A 21,265-nucleotide genomic window follows, 5' to 3' on the forward strand; every position below is an offset into this window, starting at 1 on the left:
ATACTTTATGATTTCATTGCTGGTTGCACATGACGAGAACAGGGTCATCGGTGCTGACAACGCCATGCCATGGCATATCCCTGAAGAACTGAAATATTTCAAAGAGAAGACGATGGGGAAAGGGATCATCATGGGACGCAGGACGTTCGAATCGATCGGACGCCCGCTGAAAGGCCGGCTGAACCTCATCCTCACACGGAACGCCGGGTATCATGCTGAAGGGGCGGTGGCCGTCCAGACTCTGGACGAGGCGATTGTCCGTGCAGAAAACTATGCCGATGAGGTGATGATCATAGGCGGGGCGGAAATCTTCGAAATGGCGATGCCGATCGCAGACCGTCTGTATGTAACAGTGATCCGTCATTCATACGAAGGGGATACGTACTTCCCGGAGTATTCAACCGGCTGGAAACTGATTTCTGAATCGGATGCCCACCGTACGGAAGACGGCATTGAATACGTCTATTGCATCTATGAACGGGAAACCGCTGCCTGAGCTGCCTGTCAGCCGTGCGGACGAAAAAGGAGACCGATTCGTAACTCGCGATATCCGCGAAGAATCAGTCTCCTTTCTTTACAAACATACTTACAAACACCGCTTCATAAATAGAGTATTACACTGAAATACATGGAAGCACTGCCCGCCAGTACGAACAGATGCCAAATAGCGTGATTGTAGGGGAGTTTACGCCAGGCATACACGAAAGCGCCGGCAGTGTACAGAATACCGCCTGCTACGAGCAGCGAGATGCCAGGGCCTGACAGGCTCGCATATAATGGCTTAAGTCCAACGATGATCAGCCAGCCCATAATGATATACAGCAAGAGAGAAACAATTTCAAAACGGTGGATGAAGAAAATCTTGAATACCGTACCGAACAATGTCAGACCCCAGACGATGCAGAACAAGGTCCAGCCCAAGCCGCCGCCGATTCCGACAAGGACAAATGGCGTGTACGTCCCGGCGATCAGAAGGTAGATCGCAGAATGGTCGAGAATCGCAAACAGCCGTTTATGGCGTTCCGGCATACTGTGCAAAAGTGTGCTCATCAAATAGAGAAACAGCATGGAAATCCCAAAAACGGTATAACTGACAAGGGCCAGCGTACTTTCCTGGCGGATGCCTTTCAGAATAAGCAGAACGAGAGCCGGTATACTCAGCAGGACGCCGAGACCATGGGTGAGCGCATTCCAAAGTTCTTCACGGCCGTTCTTATAGTCAAATGCAGTCGCCAATGGCAGAAAGCCTCCTTTTTTGCTTATTATACTGAAATAGAAAACTTGTTTCCACTGATAGAGGAGAGATTGACAATGACACAGATTAAAGTTGTGACAGATTCCACCGCAGACTTGACCCAGCAGGAAATCGAGGAATACGGGATCCGTATCGTCCCGTTATCCATCCATATTGACGGTGAAATCTACACAGACTGGGTGAACCTCGGACCTGAGGAATTTCTTGAGAAAATGGCAAAGGCCGAATCGCTCCCGAAGAGTTCCCAGCCGTCCTCCGGAACTTTTGCGGAGATCTACGACGAACTTGGCTCGGACGGCAGCGAAATCCTGTCGATCCATATGACAGGCGGCATGAGCGGTACAGTGAAGTCAGCTGAAGCCGCAGCCGAAATGACTGCAGCCCCCGTGACAGTCGTGGACTCCCGATATATATCCCATGGTCTGGCGTTCCAAGTGATCGAAGCGGCAAAGATGGCGCAGCAGGGAAAGTCGATGGTTGAAATCACTGCCAGCCTGGAGGACATCCGGATGAAGACGATGCTGTATGTCGTCGTCGATAAGCTCGACAATCTCGTGAAAGGCGGCCGGATCGGAAAAGGCAAAGGGATCATCGGCTCCTTATTGAACATCAAACCGATCGCTTCGCTGCAGGATGGTGTCTATACACCGATCGGCAAGGCGCGGAGCCATAAGCAGGTTGCTGCGCAGCTCTTCGCGTCCTTCAAAGAGGACACGGCCGGTAAACTCGTGAAAGGTATCGGGATCTCCCACGCCAACGGATTGGCGATGGCCGAACCGCTGAAACGTCTTATCGAAGAGAGCGGCTTCACGGATATCCGGTTCTCTTTCACATCGCCTGTCGTCAGCACCCACACCGGAGCCGGAGCAATCGGGTTCATGTACTACACGGACTGAGCAGGAAACGCTGTATGCATAGCTGCTCGCATAATTTTTAGGAAATGGGGAAAAGGAGAATGAGAAGAAGCGCGCTAGTCATTTTTCTCGCCTTCTCATTGGTGATTACGGGGTGTGATCAGGTGTTCAGAAATAACGCAGAGCCTTTTACGGAAAGACGTGATGTCGAATTTACAGAGTGGGACATACCGACAGATTTCCTGCCGAAATCGCTGCATGTTGTCGGGTTGGGCGATTCCCTGACGCAAGGTGTCGGAGATGAGATGAAAAGAGGCGGTTATTTCGAGCGGGTCGCTTCAGACCTGACCGAATGGGAAGGTATCACGTATGTGGAAACAGAGAACCTGGCGAAAAGGGGCCGCCGCAGCGATCAGCTTCTGAAACAGCTGGATGAGAAAGCGATCCAAGATTCAGTCGGGGATGCGGACGTCATCTTCATGACAATCGGCGGCAACGACTTGATGAAAGTGCTGAAAGCCAACTTGTTCAAACTGAAGAAGAAGCCGTTCTATACGGAACTCGATGGCTATTCGAAACGGCTCGATGAAATCTTCGGCACGATCCGTGCTCTGAATCCGGATGCGCCGATCATCATGTCAGGTCTGTACAATCCGATGCTGCTGATCACTGATGAGGTCAAAGAGTTCGAAGACATTATCGAGGACTGGAACGAAGCGATCCAGGCACGGATCGAACTGGATGGAAACAGCTGTTTCATCCCGGTTGCGGATCTGTTCGAAGAGAATGCGAACCTCGTCTATCATACAGATTTCTTTCATCCGAATGCGACAGGCTATGCATTGATGGAAGATCGCTATGTGAGCGTCCTGCATGATTGGGGTTTGCAAGTACGCGTCCAGGGGGAAAAGGACAGGTAGGAGATGATTGCTTGAATGGATGGAAAATAGCCTTCTTCACATTATCCGGCGTTGTGGCTGCGGGATTTGCCGGGGTGCTGTTCCTGATCGGTTCAGCCGGTGAATCGCAGGAGCTGCCAGCTGCGGAAGTGATCGGTGAAGGAGAAGCGAACCACCTGACGGTTCGCACGACAAAGAAAGACTTCGAGGGCATCGCGAATACATATATCCGTGACGCGATGAAAGGTGAAAAGCTGCCCGTGCAGATGAAAGTGAAGGATGATGTGATCCTTTATTCGGAGCTGACGGTATTTTCGTTCCGGCTGCCAGTCGTCATGCACTTCGATCCGATCGTCAGAGAGGATGGAAACCTCATACTGAAGCAATCCTCCATGGAACTCGGACAGCTGAACATCCAGCCATCCGCTGTTTTGAAGGTCCTGCGGGATTCAATCAAGCTGCCTTCCTGGATGATCGTCCGGCCGAAGGAGGAAGAGATTTTCATCGACTTGTCGAAAGTTCCGGTCGCCAAAGGGGTATCCGTCCGTGCAAAATCGTTCAACCTGGAGAAGGATGAGATTGTTCTCGATGTGTCAATTCTGAAAAGATAAGGAGTGCAGACGATGAAACAAGTAGCGACATTTGCAGGCGGCTGTTTCTGGTGCATGGTGAAACCGTTCCATAAGTATGACGGCGTCGAATCCGTTGTTTCGGGCTATACTGGCGGTGACGTGCCGAACCCCACCTATCAGATGGTCTGTTCGGAAACGACGGGCCACCGGGAGGCCGTGCAGATAGAATTTGACGATGAAGTGATATCGTACAGGGAATTGCTGGACATCTTTTGGCGGCAGATCGACCCGACAGACAGCGGCGGACAGTTTTTTGACCGCGGGGAATCGTACAAGACGGCCATCTATTATCATACGCCTGAACAGCATGAACAAGCTGAACAGTCCAAACGGGAACTTGAGGAATCGAAAAAATTCAGCGAACCGATCGCTACAGATATCCTGCCGGCCAAACCGTTTTATTTGGCAGAAGAAGGGCATCAGGATTACTATAAGAAAAACCCGGGTCATTACAAGCGGTATTCCGTCGGATCCGGTCGCGAACGATTCAAATCAGAGAATTGGAGTGAGCAGCCATGAAAGAAGATCTGAAAAACCGTTTGACAGATTTGCAATATCACGTCACACAGGAACAGGGCACAGAGCCGCCGTTCCAGAACGAATACGACAGCCACTATGAAGACGGCATCTATGTCGATGTCGTGTCAGGAGAGCCCCTGTTCAGTTCGAAAGACAAATATGACGCAGGCTGCGGCTGGCCGAGCTTCACGAAACCGATCGAGAAAGAGGAAGTGACCGAGCATTTCGATGCGTCCCACGGCATGCGGAGGACGGAAGTGCGCAGCAAGACGGCGGATTCCCACCTCGGTCACGTATTTCCGGATGGACCCGGAGAAGCCGGCACCCGGTATTGCATCAACTCTGCAGCCCTGCGTTTTGTCCCTGTCGATAAATTCGACGAAGAAGGGCTCGGGGACTATAAATCCCAATTCAAATAAGAACGGAAGGGGGTCCGCGTATGGACCGCTCTTTTTATCAATTTGTCCTCTCATTCCGCGGCGGCGGAAAAGATGACCTGAATGCGGTATTCGCCGAAAGGATGTTCAACGATCACAGTTTTCCGAAGAGTGAGCGTTCTTTCGACGCATTATCGCGTTATATCGAAGAGAAAGCGGATTCCGAAATGCCCTCTGTTATTTTCGATGACTTGTATCGTCAGTATGAGGAGCGGTATTTGTAAGAGCTCGGCATACCGTTGCAAAGTAAACGGTTTAATTGTATGATGTGTTAAGAAATAGAAAGAAGAGGTGCTTGGACAAATGAGTATACATATCAACGCTAAAAAGGGCGATGTCGCCGATACGATCCTGCTTCCCGGAGATCCCCTCCGTGCGAAGTACATCGCTGAAACATTCTTGGAAGATGTTGTCCAATACAACGAAGTCCGCAACATGTTCGGGTTCACGGGAACATACAAAGGCAAGCGTATTTCCGTACAGGGGACAGGCATGGGTGTTCCGTCAATTTCCATCTATACGACAGAGCTGATGCAGGAATTCGGTGTGAAGAAACTTATCCGCGTCGGTACTTGCGGTGCGATCCAGAAGGACGTCAAAGTCCGCGATGTCATCCTGGCGCAAAGCGCTACGACCAATTCGCCCATCAACCGTACGTTTTTCAACGGTGTCGACTATGCGCCGACGGCTAACTTCGACCTGCTGCTGAAAGCTTATCATGCAGGTAAAGGAAAGGGACTCCACCTCCAGGTCGGTAACGTCTTCACAGAAGACTTTTTCTACAATGAACACGCAGAGCACGAAAAACTTGCTTCGTATGGTGTGCTGGCTGTCGAAATGGAAACTGCCGCACTTTACACACTCGCTGCGAAACACGGCTGTGAAGCACTGTCCATCCTGACAGTGAGCGATCACATCCTGACAGGCGAGGCAACTTCATCCGAAGAACGTCAGACGACCTTCAACGAAATGATCGAAGTTGCTCTGGAAGCTGCGATCCAGGAGTAATAGATAAAAGGGCCGCATGCAAATCAGCGGCCCTTTTTCGACGGTATTGGCAATTCAACGAAGAAAGTGGGATCCCAAATGGACGAAAACGAACAGCGGGAGCCGAGCCGCTCGCCGGAACCAGAGCGTACGCCTTCTGCGAACCGCTACTTTAAGATCAAGCCGTTTTCTTTCGTCATGCTGATTTTCACGCTGGTCATCCTGACAGCGGGAATCACTTTTTTCGCGCTGACATTCGGTGAGGACAAAGTGGTGGAAGTGGTCAGTCCGCAGAAAACGGACAGGGCTGAATTCCAGAAATTGTATGACGCATATGACGAAATCAAGAAGAACTACTACGAAAATATCGACGACAATAAAGTTCTGGACGGCGCCATCAACGGGATGGTCGATTCTTTGGATGATCCGTATTCGGATTACCTCAACAAAGAGGAGACCGAGCATCTGATGGAAAACATCTCATCGAGTTTCCAGGGGATCGGTGCAGAAATCCAGGAAGCGGATGGCTACATCAAAATCGTCTCACCTATCAAGAACTCCCCGGCTGAAAAAGAAGGATTGCTGCCGAACGACCTCATCACGGCGGTTGACGGAAAAAGCATCCAGGGTATGTCTTCTTCGGAAGCTGTCATGCTGATCCGCGGGGAAAAAGGGACGACTGTCACGCTCACCGTCAAACGCGGTGACAAGGCGGAGCCGTTCGATGTGAAAGTGACTCGTGATGATATTCCGATCGAAACCGTCTATGCGGAAATGCTCGACGGCGGAATTGCACACATCCGTATGACGACGTTCTCCGAGCATACGTATGATGAGCTGCTGAAAGCCCTTGATGAAATGGAAGCCAAAGGCATGAAAGGGCTTGTTCTTGATGTCCGCCAAAATCCGGGCGGCGTACTTGACGGAGCGCTGAAAATTTCCGACCTCTTCGTGGAGGAAGGCAAGACGCTGGTCCAGACACAGGAACGGGGCAAGAAGGCAGTCCTGTACCCTGCTTCCGGCGGCCGTAAGGTCAACGTGCCGGTTGCTCTCGTCATCGACGATGGCAGTGCATCCGCTTCCGAGATCCTTGCTGGCGCCCTGAAGGAATCGGCAGGCATTCCGCTCGTCGGAACGAAATCATTCGGGAAAGGGACTGTCCAGTCACCGACCGATATGAGAGATGGTTCCAACTTGAAGATCACGACAGCGAAATGGCTGACACCTGATGGCAACTGGATCCACAAGAAAGGGATCGAGCCGGATGTGAAGGTCGACTATCCAACTTACGCCATGCTGCCGTTCCTCGATCCTTCAGAAGAACTGAAGGCAGGGGAGGTCTCTCCGAATACAGAACCAGCCAAGGAAATGCTGAAAGCGGTCGGCTACGATCCCGGTGAGATCAACGGCCTGTTCGACGAAAAGACCGAAGCGGCCGTCAAGAAGCTGCAGGCTGACCTGCAGCTTGAGGAAACAGGCGTGCTGACGGGTGATACGACAATCGGCCTGATGAACAAACTGAAAGAGAAAGTGGAAAACGACGATCCTCAGCTGCTGAAGGCAAAAGAGACAGTTGAGAAGAAAATCGCAAAATAATGAGCTGGAAAGCGTCTGATCCCTGGAGATCGGACGCTTTCTTTCAAGGAAAGGAACAGTCTCGATGATAGATGTCTATTTGTACAGCGGCTTTCTCGGGAGCGGGAAGACATCGCTGCTGCTTCACTCGCTCAAACAGCTCCAAGCGCAAGGGAGGAAGCCGGCTGTGCTCATGAACGAATTCGGCGACGTCCCGGTAGACTCGGATAGCGTGGCCCAATCCGGCGACGTGCCGCTGAAAGAACTGCTCGGCGGCTGTATTTGCTGTACGGGCTCAGAGAACACAGAGGCTCAGCTGCAAAGCCTGCTGACGGACTATGAGGATATCGATGTCATCCTTATCGAGACGACGGGAGCGGCCCATCCGGTGGAAGCGCTCGACGCTGTCCATTCTCCCCTGTTTGCCGATCGTCTGTCTGTCAAAGGGATCGTAACAGTAGCGGATGCACTGCACTGGCTGCACAGGGAAAAGCTGTCTCCGCGTATGCATGCCCTGTTCCTGGAACAGATCCGCCATGCCCATCTGATTGCGCTGAATAAGACGGATCTGGTCAGTGAATCGGAACTCGCCTCTATATCTATGGAGATTTCATCTTTAAATGAAGATGCTCCGATTGTCCAGACAGTCCAGGGAAAGCTCGATTTCGGTTTCATCGAAAAGACGCTGGCCCGGAAGTCCGCATCTGAACGTCCGGTCATCTCAGGCAAGCACTTGCCGATTTCAACAAAGGTCATCGAGTTCCGTGAACCGGTGACACAGGAAGCTGTCGAGCGCTGGGTACGGAGGCTGCCGGAGACAGTGTACCGCATGAAAGGCTATATACCAGTGGAAGGCGCCAAGCATCCGATGCTCTTCCAGTATGCATATGGGATGGTGAATTGGATGCCGGAATACGTCACGATGCCGGCTCGCATCGTCATGATCGGGGAAGGCATCGAGAGGCTGGAATGGGAGGCCGAATAACTTCTTCAGCGAGAATGTCAACATCCGAAACATGGCAATAACTCAGCACCTTGCCAAAGATATCCTTCTGTGCGTAAAAACATCACCTTAACAAAGGGTTCGACCAGCCGGATTGGTCCCCAGACCGGATTCTTCCAATTTTCGCCGAATCTCTTTCGTATATGATAGTTGCGAAGGGAGGCGTACAAGATGAAAAAACCGATTGCAGTCATCTTGCTGGGTTCGGCACTCGTTTTGCCGTATACCAGCCACGCAGAAGCAGCATCACTGGATTCCGTCCAGACGAAGACAGCAGCACAAGTGATCAATTTGGAAGCGGGCCAGCAGCCTTGCTACTCTAAGGCATTCCGAAGCAATGGGCGCATCAACATAGATTCCATCAAGCTGTATAAACTGTTCTTCGAACAATATAGAAATCAGGCCGGACAAGAGCAGACACCTGTCGCACCTGCTCCGGACAGTAAACCCGATGAACCGTCAGCTAAACCGGAACCCGCACCGACACCTGTGAAGCCGGAAACAAAGCCGCAACAGCCGGTAAAGCCGGAAGCGAAGCCCGAGCAGCCGGTAAAACCCGAACAGAAACCCGAGCAGAAACCTGACACTGCTCCTTCAGTACCGACTCCTCCACAAGAAAAACCGAGTCAGCCTGAAGCTTCGACTCAAGTTTCTGCAAGCCAGATCGAACAGGCTGTATTGGACTTGACGAACGCAGAACGTCAGAAAGCCGGACTGAAACCTTTGCAGTTTGATGAAAAACTGTTGAAATCGGCCCGTCAGAAATCCGCCGACATGGCAGCGAACCGTTACTTCTCCCATACAAGTCCAACATACGGGTCTCCGTTCGATCAGATGAAAGCGAATGGCATCACCTACCGCTCTGCAGCTGAGAACATTGCGATGGGTCAGCGGAGCGCTCAGGAAGTTGTCCAGGACTGGATGAATTCTCCAGGCCACCGGCAGAACATCTTGACGCCAGGTTTCACCCATATCGGTATCGGCTACGATGCAAACGGAAACTACTGGACCCAGCAGTTCATCCAGAAGTGATCAAAAAACCGCTTCACTGCAGACATACTTGCAGTGAAGCGGTTTTTCATTGAGCGGGCATTTCGTGTTTTCGCTGGATAAACCGCAGACGGAAACTCAGGACAGCCGCACCGACGGTCAAGCCGGCGATAAGGCCGACCCAATATCCATATGGACCGAGCCCGGTGAACGAAGCTGCGGCGTAGCCGACAGGCAGACCGATGACCCACAGGGAGACGAACCCCATGATGAATGTAATGTTGACGTCCTTATAACCCCGCAAGGCACCTTGGATCGGGGCCTGCACCGCATCGGACAGCTGGAACAGCGCACCGAATATGAAGAACTGGGAAGCCAGTGCCATGATTGCAGGATCGGTCGTATACAGGGACGCAATCGACGAGCGGGCGATCAGCAGGATGGCGATGGACAGCAGACTGAATGCGACAGCAAACGTGATGCCCATGTAGCTGTATCGTTTTGCATCCGCATACTGGTTCCCGCCGACCGATTGACCAACAAGAATCGTAGCGCCCATTGAAATGCTGAGCGGCATCATATACAGCAGGGACGTAAAATTGAGTGCGATCTGATGTGCGGAAATGACTTCGGTCGAAAATGAGCTCATAAGCAGTGTGACGACCGAAAAAATACTCGTCTCCACGAAAATGGAGAGGCCGATCGGCACCCCGATGACCAGAATCTCCTTCCAGTACAGCCACTTCGGACGCTGCCACTGTGCAAACAGACTGAACTTACGGAACGGCCTTCCGCCCAATGCCACCCCAAGAGCAATCCCGAAGACGATCCAGTATGTCAGACCGGATGCATACCCAGCTCCCGCACCGCCGAGCTCAGGGAAGCCGAAATTCCCATAGATCAGCAGATAATTCAGCAGGACATTGATCGGCGCGGAAATGAGGATGATGAACATCGACACCCGTGTCGATCCGAGCGCGTCAAAGAAGGACCTGAGAACGGTGTACGCAAACAGCGGCAGCAGGCCGACTGACATGCCCTGCAAGTAGCGGATAGCGATCGGTCCGACCGGATTTTCAAGTCCCATCGACCGGATGACCGGGAAGAACACGAGGGTGATCAGCAGAAAGACGACAATTGCCAGTGCAGCCGATACGTACAGCCCCTGCTGGACCGCAGGCCGGACCTCGGTATTTCTGCGGGCGCCGATATGCTGGGCGATGATCGGTGTCAGTGACATAAGTATGCCGGCAAGGCCTGTATAGACCGGCACCCAGAATGAGGAACCGATCGTCACGCCTGCCAGATGGTATGTATCGTAGCGGCCAGTCATAAGAATATCGAAGAACGTCACCATGTACAGGGCCACTTGTGTAATAAGGATCGGTGTCACGATCTTCAGGAAACGGACCGGTTTCCGTTCCGGAAGAAGAGAAGGTTCCATGGGTTTCCCCTCCTTTTTCAAATTCGACTCTAATTGTAGCATGCTTTTTTGGTATACTATCAAGAGGTTAGAAGAAAAGACGTTAAGTTTTTAACGAATAGAAGAGGTGAACGGCCACATGAAACGGCCAGTAATCGTGTTAACAGGCGGAGGGACAGCAGGCCACGTCTCTGTCAACGAAGCGATCATTCCTGCATTTCTGGAGCGGGGTTATGAAATACACTATATCGGGTCCCATGAAGGGATCGAACGTGATCTGATCGGGAAAGGTCATCCCGAAGTCATCTACCATGCAATCGACAGCGGGAAATTGCGCCGCTATTTCTCCATGAAAAACTTCACGGATCCGTTCCGTGTCGGAGCAGGGGTCCTGCAGGCATACTCCATATTGCGGAAGCTGAAGCCCGAGATCATCTTCTCGAAAGGCGGATTCGTCTCCGTGCCGGTTGTCCTGGCTGCGAAACTTGCACGCATTCCGGTTGTGGCCCACGAGTCCGATGTGTCACCGGGTCTTGCAAACAAACTCGCACTTCCATTCGCAAAACATATCTTCACTGTTTTCGAAGAGACACTTGCCTATGTGCCCGCAGACAGATCATCGTGCATCGGAGCGATCATCCGGCCCGAGCTGTTCGATGGCGATCGCAAAACAGGACTCCGCATGGCGGGATTGTCGGAAGGGAAACCCGTCCTGATTGTCATGGGCGGAAGCCAGGGATCCGCCGTCCTGAACGAAGGGATCCGCGGATGTCTGCCCGAGCTGCTCAGCCGGTTCCAGGTGATCCATCTGTGCGGAAAAGGGAACCTCGACGAGTCACTCGACAGCAGGGAAGGCTATGTCCAATTCGAATACGTGACGGAAGGCCTGCCGCACTTGCTGGCAGCCTCCGATTACGCCTTATCCCGAGCCGGCTCCAATGCGATCTTCGAACTGCTGGCAGTCAGAATCCCGATGCTGCTCGTGCCGCTCTCCGCTGAGAAGAGCCGTGGCGATCAGATCCTGAATGCACGACACTTCAAAAAACTTGGTTATGCCCGTGTTCTGACAGAAGAAGAACTGACAGAAACCGAGCTGCTGTTGAGCCTGGATGGACTCAAGGATGACAGGCAGGCCATTCTCGCCACTATGGAAAAGACAGATTCGACAAAAACACCGGAAGAAATGGCGGATCTCATCCTCGGCTGCCGAACAGGTGCATAATTATGCGGCAAGGAATTCCGTGTCTCATATGATCCTGACCCTTGCAACCATAAGCCGCAGCGTGTAAACTAGTTCGCGGATAAAACATGCAGTTACTAGAACGAAACCCTTTCGATTCCTCATTCTGCATGGTAACATGGATAAGGATATAAAAATTTGTGCAACATGCCGAAAGGCAAATGTGGAGGTAATAATTCATGTCGAATCGTGTTGGTTCCGAACGTTCGCCGTATGCGGCCTTTTCCGGCCCGAACCTTGGCTACGTAATGGAAATGTACGAACGGTACAAAAACGACCCTGAGTCTGTCGATGCAGAACTTGCTGACTTCTTCAGAAGGAACGGAGCCCCGGCTGCAGCCGGAAGTCAGTCAGGCTCACCGTCGCCGGAAAGGACAGAAGGCAGTCCGGCTGATTTCGGGAAAGTCCTGTCCGCTTACAGACTGATGGACGCTATTCGCGCATACGGACATCTCGCTGCGAATATTTATCCGCTGAACGACCGTCCGAAAGACGCAACACGCATGGAACTGTCCTCTTATGATCTTTCCGAACGGGATCTGGAAGAGATGCCGGCATCCTTGTTCCTTCAGGATGCACCCGCTCAAGTGGAGAATGCTCTGGATGCCGTGAATTACTTGAAATCGCTCTATACAGGGAAAATCGCTGTTGAATTCGCCCATCTGATCGATGAGGATGAAAAGCAGTGGATCCAGCAGAGCATCGAATCCGGCCGGCTGGCAGTCTCACTTACTGCGGATGAGAAGAAACAGCTGCTCGACCGTCTGACAAGGATCGAAGGTTTCGAGAAATTCATCCACCGGACGTTCGTTGGGGCGAAACGTTTCTCCATAGAAGGCCTTGATACGCTTGTCGTGTTCCTCGATGAGCTCGTACGCCGTTCTGAGGAAGCGGACACGAAGAAGATGCTGATCGGCATGGCGCACCGCGGCCGACTGAACGTACTCACGCACATTCTGAACAAACCGTATGAAATGATGTTCGCCGAATTTGCGGGAGTCCCTTCGTCGCCATTCCTTCCGGAAGATGGCTCGGTCGAGGTGACACGCGGCTGGTTCGGAGATGTCAAGTACCATCTCGGCGCCCTTTATAAAAAAGAAGGCGGCATGGACCGTTTCCTTGCCTATAACCCGTCACACCTGGAAGTCGTCAATCCGGTCATTGCCGGTCAGACACGCGCAGCGCAGGAGAACACGGATGCTCCGGGGATTCCGGTGCAGGATACGAACGCGGCATATGCTGTCATGGTGCACGGCGATGCAGCATTCCCGGGTGAGGGGATCGTCCAGGAGACGTTCAACTTCAGCCGGGTCCGCGGTTTCCAGACAGGCGGTTCCATCCATGTTATCGCAAACAATATGATCGGCTTCACGACAGAATATTACGATTCCCGTTCGACCCATTACTCATCGGATATGGCAAAAGGTTTTGAGGTGCCGATCGTCCACGTCAATGCCGACAGTCCGGAAGACGTCATTGCTTCTGCATTGTTCGCCTTCGAATACCGCCAGAAATTCGGCAAGGACATCCTGATCGACTTGATCGGCTACCGCCGGTATGGTCATAACGAAATGGATGAACCGATGGTCACAAACCCGGTAATGTACCAGGAAGTCCACAGCCATCCGACGGCACGCCAGCTTTACGGGGAAGCACTCGTCAATGAAGGCATCCTGACAGCGGAAGAAGTCGACAAGCTGGATGCGGATGTATTCGCTGAGATGCAGCGGGCTTACGATAAGGTGAAGGAGACATCCGCCGACAGCACACCGGGAACAAACGCGACACCGGAAGCTGTCCTCGCAGGCTATGCGCGTGATCTCCAGACAGGCGTGGAAGAAAACCGACTGCGCCGCATGAACGAGGAACTGCTGACCTATCCTGAAGGCTTCCATGTATTCGGCAAGCTGGACCGGATTCTCAAACGCCGCCAGGATCCGTTCAACGGCAAAGGGAAGATCGACTGGGCGCACGCCGAACAGCTCGCCTTGGGATCGATCCTGCAGGATGGCAAGCCGGTCCGGATGTCGGGTCAGGATATCCAGAGGGGGACTTTCGCTCATCGTCACCTCGTTCTCCACGACGAGAAGACAGGTGAGGAGTTCGTACCGCTCCATCATATCAGCGGCTCGAATGCATCGTTCGTCGCCTATAACAGTCCGCTTACCGAAGCGGGCGTAGTCGGTTATGAGTTCGGCTACAATCTGGAAGAGGAAAAGACGGTCACAATCTGGGAGGCACAGTATGGGGACTTCTCCAACATGGCGCAGGTGATGTACGACCAGTTCATCTCTTCCAGCAACGCGAAATGGGGCCAGCAGTCCGGTCTGATCATGCTGCTGCCGCATGGCTATGAAGGTCAGGGACCGGAACACTCAAGTACACGTATCGAGCGCTACCTGCAGCTCTGTGCGGAAAACAACTGGACCGTCGCCAACATTTCAAGCGCGGCGAACTACTTCCATGTTCTTCGCAGGCAGGCGGCCATCCTGGGTGATGAAGCCGAGCGCCCGCTCGTATTGGCGACTCCTAAATCACTTCTCCGTCATCCGCTCGTCGGAGCAGACGTGGAAGATCTCACGGAAGGTCATTTCGAGACGGTGCTTGAAGAACCGAATACAGGGAAAAACGCGGACAGCGTGAAAAAGATCCTCCTGACCAGCGGCAAGATGGCGATCGACCTTGCTGAGAAAGTGAAAGACGGACAAGGTTACGATCATCTGCACATCGCCCGTGTGGAGCAGCTGTATCCGTTCCCATCCGATAAACTGTCCGCGATCATCCAGCGCTACCCGAATGCGGAAGAGATCGTATGGGTTCAGGAAGAACCGAAAAACATGGGTGCCTGGTCATTCGCGCGTCCGTATTTGAACGAAATCTCACAAGGCCTGCCGGTAAACTATACCGGAAGGATCCATCGCGCAAGTCCTTCTGAAGGCAACGGCACGATGCACAAAGCCGAACAGCAGCGCATTGTCGAAGAAGCGCTGAAACAGTAAGCCTGAACTACTTTTTGAACGATATTTAGAGGAGGAATTTATTGTGGCAGAGATCCGAGTACCTGAACTGGCAGAATCGATTACCGAAGGAACGATCGCAAAGTGGCTGAAACAGCCCGGTGACAACGTAGACAAAGGTGAATTCATCGTTGAGTTGGAGACTGACAAAGTTAACGTCGAAGTCATCTCGGAAGAAGCAGGGACCGTCCAGCAGCTGATGGCGGAAGAAGGCGACACAGTTGAAGTCGGACAAGTGATCGCAGTAGTCGGCGCCGGATCCGGTGCTCCTGCACAGCAGCCGGCGGCATCCGTCGAGCCTGCTCCGCAGCAGCCTGCACAAGTATCGGAACCGGCTGCAGCTGAACCGCCTGCAGCAGCTGAAGAGGCTGCTTCAGGAGACCGTACGATCGCAAGCCCGGCAGCACGCAAGCTCGCACGCGAAAAAGGCATCAATCTCGCAGACGTTTCACCTGTCGACCCAATGGGACGCATCCGTGTGCAGGACGTGGAAGCTCACGGGTCTGCGCCGAAATCCCAGCCGGCTCCAGCGGCTCCGTCTCCTGCAAAACAGCAGGCACCTGCAGCGGACGATGGCCGGGTTGAACGCGTCAAGATGAGCCGCCGCCGCCAGACGATCGCAAAACGTCTTCTGGAAGTGAAGCAGAATACAGCGATGCTCACTACGTTCAATGAAATCGATATGACGAACGTCATGGAACTGCGAAAGCGCAAGAAAGACGAATTCTTCGATAAGAACGACGTCCGTCTCGGTTTCATGTCCTTCTTCACGAAGGCAGTCGTGGCGGCACTCAAGAAATATCCGAACGTCAACTCCGAGCTTGACGGAGATGAGCTCCTCATGAAGAACTATTACGATATCGGTATTGCCGTGTCTACGGAAGGCGGCCTCGTCGTTCCGAACGTCGTGGATGCTGACCGAAAGAACTTTGCAGAGATCGAAGCGACGATCGGTGAACTTGCAAAGAAAGCACGCGACAACAAGCTGACACTTGCAGACATGTCAGGCGGATCGTTCACAATCACGAACGGAGGCGTCTTCGGTTCCCTGCTGTCGACACCTATCTTGAACGGCACACAAGTCGGCATTCTCGGCATGCATACGATCCAGAAGCGTCCGGTCGCTGTCGGCAACAACGTTGAGATCCGTCCGATGATGTATGTCGCCCTTTCGTATGACCACCGTGTCATCGATGGCAAAGATTCTGTCGGCTTCCTGAAGATGGTCAAGGAACTGATCGAGAATCCGGAAGACCTCCTTCTCGGTTCATAATCGGACTGCCAGCACCGCCTGCAGTTTGATGGGCGGTGTCTTGCATCATCATTACCTACAGAAGGGCGGGAGCCGCAATGTCATCGTTCAAAGAATGGCCGGATGCTCCGGCAATCCGGCAAGTCGTCTGCAAGCATGCAGACGCTGCAAAATATCTTGTCACGAATGTCTTGACGCCCGGCCGTACCTATGATGTCAAAAACGAGACGGAAGAATTCCTGTTCGTTGTCGATAACACAGGGAAAGTCGGCGGCTATTACAAGACATATTTCGAATGATCCGGCAGACGGTCTGATGCTTCCATCGCATCAGACCGTTTTGCGTAACAGGGAGGACTGCAGAGTGGAAACGATTGTGGAACGGATGATACGGTCCAGACATGCACGCACCTATACAGAAGACGAAGAACGGCTCATCCAGTCCGGCGGATATATCAGCCCGACAGAACATCTTTTTGAAGATATTACAGCAGCTGTGTCACTCGGGAAACCGGTCTTGCTGAAAGGCCCGTCCGGCAGCGGCAAGACACGGCTGGCGCAAAGTATTTCAGCGCTGTTCCATCAGCCGATGCAGAGTGTCAACTGCTCGGTCGATCTAGATGCTGAAGCACTCCTGGGGTTCAAGACGATCATCGTCAGGAATGGGCAGAGCATCATCGAGTTTGTCGATGGGCCGGTGATCCAGGCCATGAAAAATGGCCATATCCTGTATATCGATGAAATCAACATGGCAAAACCCGAAACACTGCCGGTCCTGCACAGCGTCCTCGATCACAGAAGGATGCTCACGAATCCATTCACGGGCGAGGTGCTGACGGCGCATCCTGACTTTTCCGTCATCTCAGCTATCAATGAAGGCTATATCGGGACGTCACCGATGAACGAAGCACTGAAAAACCGCTTTGTGTCGTTTTCGATACCCTACTTGGCAGCCGGTCAGTTGCGCCAGGTACTCGAACGAGCTGTGCCGGATGCCCCGGCCGATACGGTCGATGTCCTGATGAACTTGTCGGAAGACCTGACCAAACAGGTGGCAAACGGACTGCTGGCTGACGAAGCGGCTTCAGTCCGGAGCCTGCTGAATGCATTGGAACTTGCTGTTCATATACCGATCGGCCGTGCGGTCCGCTATGCGATTGCAGAATTGCTGGAAGATAGGATGGAACGTGACCTGGTCAACGAACTGGCAGCCACATGGGTGAAGTGAGGGGAGAGCGATGAGCAAAGTAAGCCGGTTCATCCAATTCAACGATGAGTCCGTAGAGACACATAGTCTGATGCTGTACGAAAAAATTGCACAATCGCTCGCCGAAGCGCCGTACCTGCGCCTGACAGAGCGGCAGCTGATCGAATACCAGCCAAAGGAATCAGTCCTCGCCATGAGCGTCTTCTGGCGGCATCGTGACGATACTGTCACACATCTTGGCCGGCTGTCGGATATATACTTGCTGTCCGCAGGCTTTTTCCGGCAGTTCGACCTCCGGGCATGGCGGCAATTCACCGCTTCCGAAGGAGCCTCTCCGTTGCCGATCCTCGGACGTCAGCTTGTCATGATGCTGGAGGAATTCCGGCTCACCGAAGCTATCCGAATTGAGCGTCCGGGAACAAGCAGGGTGTTCGATGCTCGGCGGGACGTGTACGCTGCTTACCATCGCGATCGGCTGGCCGCCAACGCAAAACGTGGTTTTCTGGCAGACGCGCTGATCAGCCAGCTGTTTCTGGATATCCATCTCGGAACGCTCGGAGGACCGGATCCGCTCCTCGGCAGTCTGCCGATAGATCGGATCCGGCTTCTTGCGGAACAGGTCTATGACGTCTCATCCACGCGGGACAGCATCCTGCTGGCAAGACATATTCTCGAACTGGCGGCAGGCAGCCTGCAGATCGACGTAATTTTGCCTGTTTATACGATCGGGGATGGGTTTGAGGACGGGGAGCGGATGCAGACACCATCCGGAAAAACAAAAACGGAAGAAATCGGATCATCCGTGGAAAAGGAAACGATCGAGGAGGAATTCCGTGCTTGGCACCGTGAAACGGAAGATGAAAAAGGGCCTCATCTGACATTCGATCTCCAGCAAGGAACGTCCGGCCTGTCGGCTTCGGATGATGCCAAGGCGGGGGATGATCCGTCCAGTATCCAGCAGACCGGCAAAGGGACGTCGATAGGGAACGAGGATGAAATCGCAGAGTCGGGGGTAGCAGCGCACAAAGATGGAAAGCTGGAGACTGCCATGAAACGGGCGGGGGACTCATTCGGCCCTGCCAACCGGAATGTCACGTATGAGGTCGTGCGGCTGCCGGATGAAACAGACGGGAGTGAGCGCCGCAGGCTTGAACTGCTTCGATCGAAGCATACTCCGCTCGTCAAAGCGATCACCGCCGAGATGCGGAAACGGCTGCAGCAGAAACGGCAGGATCGGCGGGAAAGCCTTGCGTCCGGACGTCTGTCATCCAAGCTCACCAGCCTGCTGACGGAGGAGCGGCCGAAACCGTTCTACAGGAAGTCAGCGCCTTCCATCCAGCTCGACGCTGTGTTCGGCCTTCTCGTTGATGGTTCTGCATCGATGATCGATAAACTGGATGAAACAAAGGAAGCCGTTCTGCTGTTCCACGATGTGCTGCGGGCACTGTCCGTGCCGTTCGAAATCGCGTCGTATTATGAAGATGCCTATGAAGCGACGAAGGAGATACAGCCGAATTATTTTGAGATCATGCATGCTTTCGAAGACATACGGACGGACAGCGGCGGCGCGATCATGAATTTCACTGCTCATGAAGATAACCGTGACGGCTTTGCAATCCGCTGGATGGCCGGGCGCCTGGCGAAACGGCAGGAACGGCACAAGTTCCTTCTCGTATTTTCGGATGGGGAGCCATCGGCATTCGGGTACGACCGGAATGGCGTCCTGGATACGGCGGAAGCGGTCTGGGAGACGGAGCGGGAGGGAATCTCCGTCATTCACCTGTTCTTATCCGCCGTAGAGACGACCGAGGAACAGCGGGAGCTGTTTTCTGCGATGTTCGGCAGCAAAACGGCAGCAGCCGGCTCGGTTGAGGAATTTGCCGACCAGACGCTGCGTATCCTGCGGAAGCTGCTGACCATCGTGACGCAATAAAAAAACGCAAAATCGTCTCAAAGCGGACGATTTTGCGTTTTTTCGTGGATATTGAGCAGACGCTGTTTCAGTTCTTCTTCCATCCGTCCGATTTCCCGTTCGGCTTCCTTCCGTTTCGCACGACCGTCCGCCTGGATTGCGAGAGTCTCCTCAATCGTCTGGATCAGGTTTTCCTGTGTCTTCTTCAAAGTATCGATTTCGATGATCCCGCGTTCGTTCTCTTTAGCGGTTTCAATTGAATTCATCTTCAGCATTTCCGAGTTCCGGAGCAGCAGGTCATTGGTCGTCTTCGTCACGAGCTGCTGGGACTCGACGGCTTTCTTCTGACGATTGAGCGTCAGGGCGATCGCAATCTGGTTTTTCCAGAGGGGAATCGATGTCATGATCGATGACTGGATCTTTTCGGCGAGCGTCTGGTTCGTCTGCTGGATCATTCGTATTTGCGGGGCACTCTGGATCGTCAGCTGGCGGGATAGCTGGAGATCATACAGACGTTTCTCGAGGCGGTCAAGGAACTGGATCATATCGTTCACTTCCTGGATCGCCATCTGGTCGTTCGACTGCTGGGCGTCCGCCTGCATCTTCGGGATGATTTCGCCAGCCAGTTCGTCGCGCTTCAGCTCGGCTGCAGCGATATAGACGTTCAGTGCCTGGAAATAGACTTTGTTCTGTTCGTACAGGTTATCGAGCATATGCACGTCTTCGATCAGGCCGCGTTTCGAATGTTCAAGCTGGATACCGATGCGATCGATCTGAGTGCTCAGCTTCTGGTATTTCGTCATCATTTCCTGGATGGACCGGGAGGCTTTATTGAACAGCCGGCTCAGACCCGACTTCTTCTTCTCTGACAGATCATCGGGATCGATTTCGGAAAGCTTGCCCATCAGGTCGTTCAGCACATCTCCAACAGGCCCGATATCCTTGCTCTGCACGTGGTCGAGCATCTTATGGGAGAATGAGGACAGTTCATTCTGTGCAGCTGATCCGTATGTCAGGATGGCTTCATAATCGCCGACAGGTATTTGTGACGCCAATTCCTTCGCTTTCTGCTGTTCCTCATCTGTCAGCCGCTCCATGAGCTTGACAGGCTGACCTGCAGCAGGCTGTTTCGTCTGCATTTCTTCAGGAAGCAGCTGATCATCCTGGCTGAACGGGTTGCTCAGCAAGTCATCGAAAGATGTCACGTCATCGGTCATTGGCTTGTTTTCGGTCATCGAGTAATTCCTCCTCTGTAGTCGGCAGTTCTTTTCTGCGCCGCATGGTCACATCGACATAATCGAGTTCGAGCTGCAGGGCGGCCAGGTCGGTTGCAAGCGCATCCTGCAGGTCATCTTCTAACTGACGGGTGACGTCGGTGATCGTTTCCCGGGTATGCTGGAGTGCAATCCGCACTTCCTTGTCTTTCAGCTGCTGATTCGACAGCAGGGCATATTTGGACGTCAGTTCGACGGCAGAATCGAGATGAGCGTAGAAGAACTGCTCGGTCTGATAGAACTTCTTCGGATCGTTCCGGACGATGGTCATGACTTTCCGTGACAGGCTGCTGAGTTCATACACTTGCCGGAATGCCTGGACGGAACGCACTTGTCCATAGAGGCTGCCCAATTTTTTGACTTTCTTTTTCGCTTCTTCGAGCTGGAACTGAATATGTTTATATTCGGAACGCGTCATGCCGAGTTCCTTGACTGCCGAGCCGATCTGGAGCTGTTTGATGCCGAATGTGCCGCCGAGATACATGGCAATGAGGATGCCGGTCGCAGCAAATAGGTTCATCCCCGTACCGAGCAGCAGGAAAAAGAACGTTCCGAAACTGACGGGTGCCACGATGAAGTGACGCAAAAAGAACTGCTTTACTTTTTTCATCGTCAGACAGCCCTCCTTTTCGAGTAAGGTGATTATCTTTATTACGTATCGATCAGTAAAAGGTTTCGTCTAAGTATCGTTCTTCTGCAATTATACCGCACATTTCGGCCGGAGACGAATATTTAGGACAGGGTCCGGAACGCATTGCTTGGAAAAAATGAGGGTGCTTTGTATAATTGT

21 protein-coding genes are annotated in these 21,265 nt (G+C 52.9%); 17 read left to right on the forward strand and 4 right to left on the reverse strand.

Translation table 11 applies throughout. The annotated features are described in order from the left end of the window. The first annotated feature begins 7 nt into the window (after positions 1-7). Entirely contained in the window at positions 8-496 is a 489-nt protein-coding gene (locus QWT68_RS04395) for a dihydrofolate reductase (RefSeq protein WP_040286406.1), read from the forward strand. Between the two features lie 104 nt (positions 497-600). On the opposite strand, the gene trhA is transcribed toward QWT68_RS04395, so the two are convergent. After that, on the reverse strand, positions 601-1,236 hold the full coding sequence (gene trhA, locus QWT68_RS04400; protein ID WP_040286407.1) for a PAQR family membrane homeostasis protein TrhA: 636 nt from the start codon (positions 1,234-1,236) through the stop codon (positions 601-603). Positions 1,237-1,311: 75 nt separating this feature from the next. On the opposite strand from trhA, the gene QWT68_RS04405 reads away from it, so the two are divergent. From QWT68_RS04405 to QWT68_RS04450, 10 genes are all read left to right on the forward strand, one after another. Further along, on the forward strand, positions 1,312-2,151 hold the full coding sequence (locus tag QWT68_RS04405) for a DegV family protein (RefSeq protein ID WP_348539791.1): 840 nt from the start codon (positions 1,312-1,314) through the stop codon (positions 2,149-2,151). A gap of 122 nt (positions 2,152-2,273) precedes the next feature. Further along, positions 2,274-3,029, forward strand: a complete 756-nt coding sequence (locus tag QWT68_RS04410; RefSeq protein ID WP_052461757.1) for an SGNH/GDSL hydrolase family protein — start codon at positions 2,274-2,276, stop codon at positions 3,027-3,029. Positions 3,030-3,040: 11 nt separating this feature from the next. Continuing rightward, positions 3,041-3,619, forward strand: coding sequence for a YpmS family protein (locus QWT68_RS04415; RefSeq protein WP_040286410.1), 579 nt, complete (start codon positions 3,041-3,043; stop codon positions 3,617-3,619). Between the two features lie 12 nt (positions 3,620-3,631). Beyond that, positions 3,632-4,159: a peptide-methionine (S)-S-oxide reductase MsrA gene (msrA, locus tag QWT68_RS04420; protein ID WP_040286411.1), complete on the forward strand. Its 528-nt coding sequence runs from the start codon at positions 3,632-3,634 to the stop codon at positions 4,157-4,159. Next, positions 4,156-4,578: a peptide-methionine (R)-S-oxide reductase MsrB gene (gene msrB, locus QWT68_RS04425; protein WP_040286412.1), complete on the forward strand. Its 423-nt coding sequence runs from the start codon at positions 4,156-4,158 to the stop codon at positions 4,576-4,578. Before msrA ends, msrB begins: the two co-directional genes overlap by 4 nt. A gap of 20 nt (positions 4,579-4,598) precedes the next feature. Then, positions 4,599-4,820, forward strand: coding sequence for a YozE family protein (locus QWT68_RS04430; protein ID WP_040286413.1), 222 nt, complete (start codon positions 4,599-4,601; stop codon positions 4,818-4,820). Between the two features lie 79 nt (positions 4,821-4,899). Further along, a complete protein-coding gene (gene deoD / locus QWT68_RS04435) occupies positions 4,900-5,604 on the forward strand; it encodes a purine-nucleoside phosphorylase (protein ID WP_040286414.1) in 705 nt (234 codons plus the stop codon). Positions 5,605-5,682: 78 nt separating this feature from the next. After that, on the forward strand, positions 5,683-7,179 hold the full coding sequence (locus QWT68_RS04440) for a lmo1851 family serine protease (protein WP_040286415.1): 1,497 nt from the start codon (positions 5,683-5,685) through the stop codon (positions 7,177-7,179). 64 nt (positions 7,180-7,243) lie between these two features. After that, positions 7,244-8,143: a CobW family GTP-binding protein gene (locus tag QWT68_RS04445; RefSeq protein ID WP_040286416.1), complete on the forward strand. Its 900-nt coding sequence runs from the start codon at positions 7,244-7,246 to the stop codon at positions 8,141-8,143. 189 nt (positions 8,144-8,332) lie between these two features. Beyond that, a complete protein-coding gene (locus QWT68_RS04450) occupies positions 8,333-9,193 on the forward strand; it encodes a CAP domain-containing protein (protein WP_290149824.1) in 861 nt (286 codons plus the stop codon). 46 nt (positions 9,194-9,239) lie between these two features. Here the strand turns inward: QWT68_RS04450 and QWT68_RS04455 are convergent, their stop codons facing one another. Further along, complete coding sequence (locus QWT68_RS04455) at positions 9,240-10,595, reverse strand: MATE family efflux transporter (protein ID WP_290149826.1); 1,356 nt, start codon at positions 10,593-10,595, stop codon at positions 9,240-9,242. Positions 10,596-10,713: 118 nt separating this feature from the next. On the opposite strand from QWT68_RS04455, the gene murG reads away from it, so the two are divergent. From murG to QWT68_RS04485, 6 genes are all read left to right on the forward strand, one after another. After that, positions 10,714-11,796, forward strand: coding sequence for an undecaprenyldiphospho-muramoylpentapeptide beta-N-acetylglucosaminyltransferase (gene murG / locus QWT68_RS04460; protein WP_290149829.1), 1,083 nt, complete (start codon positions 10,714-10,716; stop codon positions 11,794-11,796). 197 nt (positions 11,797-11,993) lie between these two features. Continuing rightward, the gene (locus tag QWT68_RS04465; protein WP_290149831.1) at positions 11,994-14,813 is read left to right on the forward strand and encodes a 2-oxoglutarate dehydrogenase E1 component; all 2,820 of its coding nucleotides are present in this window, start codon (positions 11,994-11,996) and stop codon (positions 14,811-14,813) included. 43 nt (positions 14,814-14,856) lie between these two features. Continuing rightward, entirely contained in the window at positions 14,857-16,104 is a 1,248-nt protein-coding gene (gene odhB / locus QWT68_RS04470; RefSeq protein ID WP_040286420.1) for a 2-oxoglutarate dehydrogenase complex dihydrolipoyllysine-residue succinyltransferase, read from the forward strand. 77 nt (positions 16,105-16,181) lie between these two features. After that, on the forward strand, positions 16,182-16,382 hold the full coding sequence (locus QWT68_RS04475; RefSeq protein ID WP_040286421.1) for a DUF6501 family protein: 201 nt from the start codon (positions 16,182-16,184) through the stop codon (positions 16,380-16,382). Positions 16,383-16,467: 85 nt separating this feature from the next. Next, on the forward strand, positions 16,468-17,310 hold the full coding sequence (locus QWT68_RS04480; protein ID WP_425313929.1) for an ATP-binding protein: 843 nt from the start codon (positions 16,468-16,470) through the stop codon (positions 17,308-17,310). A gap of 10 nt (positions 17,311-17,320) precedes the next feature. Further along, on the forward strand, positions 17,321-19,222 hold the full coding sequence (locus tag QWT68_RS04485) for a vWA domain-containing protein (RefSeq protein ID WP_290149838.1): 1,902 nt from the start codon (positions 17,321-17,323) through the stop codon (positions 19,220-19,222). Between the two features lie 17 nt (positions 19,223-19,239). On the opposite strand, the gene QWT68_RS04490 is transcribed toward QWT68_RS04485, so the two are convergent. Continuing rightward, on the reverse strand, positions 19,240-20,436 hold the full coding sequence (locus tag QWT68_RS04490; protein WP_040286423.1) for a toxic anion resistance protein: 1,197 nt from the start codon (positions 20,434-20,436) through the stop codon (positions 19,240-19,242). Beyond that, positions 20,408-21,085 carry a 5-bromo-4-chloroindolyl phosphate hydrolysis family protein gene (locus tag QWT68_RS04495; protein ID WP_040286424.1) on the reverse strand — a complete coding sequence of 226 codons (678 nt, stop codon included), beginning with the start codon at positions 21,083-21,085 and terminating at the stop codon, positions 20,408-20,410. The genes QWT68_RS04490 and QWT68_RS04495 overlap by 29 nt, the downstream gene beginning before the upstream one ends. Positions 21,086-21,265 lie beyond the last annotated feature (180 nt).

The sequence above is a fragment of the Sporosarcina trichiuri genome (assembly GCF_030406775.1).
Classification (GTDB): domain Bacteria; phylum Bacillota; class Bacilli; order Bacillales_A; family Planococcaceae; genus Sporosarcina; species Sporosarcina trichiuri.